Origin of the sequence: Microbacterium sp. K24, assembly GCF_004794465.1 — a bacterium.
Classification (GTDB): domain Bacteria; phylum Actinomycetota; class Actinomycetes; order Actinomycetales; family Microbacteriaceae; genus Microbacterium.
In genome coordinates this window covers 1-923 of sequence record NZ_SSDJ01000028.1, presented here as the reverse complement: position 1 = coordinate 923, position 923 = coordinate 1, and the positions used below count along the sequence as shown (strand labels likewise).

Annotated in this window: 1 protein-coding gene; it reads right to left on the bottom strand. The window is 70.0% G+C overall.

What is annotated here, in order from left to right; all coding sequences use genetic code 11:
• Positions 1-923 (bottom strand): Ig-like domain-containing protein (locus DW306_RS21125; RefSeq protein ID WP_240746998.1); only part of this gene is annotated, 923 nt, incomplete at both ends.

The window sequence follows — 923 nt, the reverse complement described above, 5'->3', positions numbered from 1 at the left end:
TCGGGCCCCGCCTTGAAGCGCACCTGGTCCTGCGAGACGAACGCCTCGCCGTCCTCCGGCTGGACGAACGGCTCGATGAGCTCGGGCGCGACGTGCAGCGCGTCATCGCTCGGGTGGGTGTCGTTGTCGAGCACCGGGATCGTCACGACGTCGCCCGCGCGCACGTAGGCGGTGTCGGGATTCGTGACCGGCTGGAGGATCTCCTCCGCCGCCGGGATCGGCACGACGACGACCTCGCCCTCGGCGGACTGCTTGCCGTTCGAGATCCGGTACGTGATGCGCACCTGCTCCTCGAGCGTGCCCTGATCGGTGATGCGCAGGGTCTCGTGATTGAGCACCGAGACCGAGACGCCGGTGCCCGGCTCGATCGACACGGACTGCACGACGAGGATGCCGCCGGCGGGATCCGTGTCGTTGTCGAGCACGCCGATGAGCACGTCGCCGCCGGTCGGCAGCAGGGCGACGTCGCGGACGGCGACCGGCGGCAGATCGACCTCGGCCGCCTCGGTCACGTCGATGCGGACGAGGCCCTCGCCGTTCTCCGGTCCTGCTGTCGCGAGGTACTGCACGTAATAGACCCCGACCGCGGGCGCCGTGAAGCTGAATGTCTTGTTGGTGAAGTCCGGCAGCACGGTGGCGCCCGGCACCTCGTCGACGCGGCCGAGACGCAGCGGCTCGAGGCCCGAGCTCGTGTCGTTCGCGAGCGGGGCGACCGTGATCTGCTCGCCGACGCGCGTCACGACGTGATCGGCGTTGGTCTTCGGCTTCGTGGTGCCCTGCGCCCGCACGTCGAGCGTGATCGTGGTCGTCGTCAGCTCCCCGAAGCCGTCGGCCACCGTGACCGTGACGTCCTTGCGGCCCTGCTGGCTCGCCGTCGCCTTGTAGGTGAGCTGGCCGTCGGTGCTGAAGTCGACCTCGTCGCC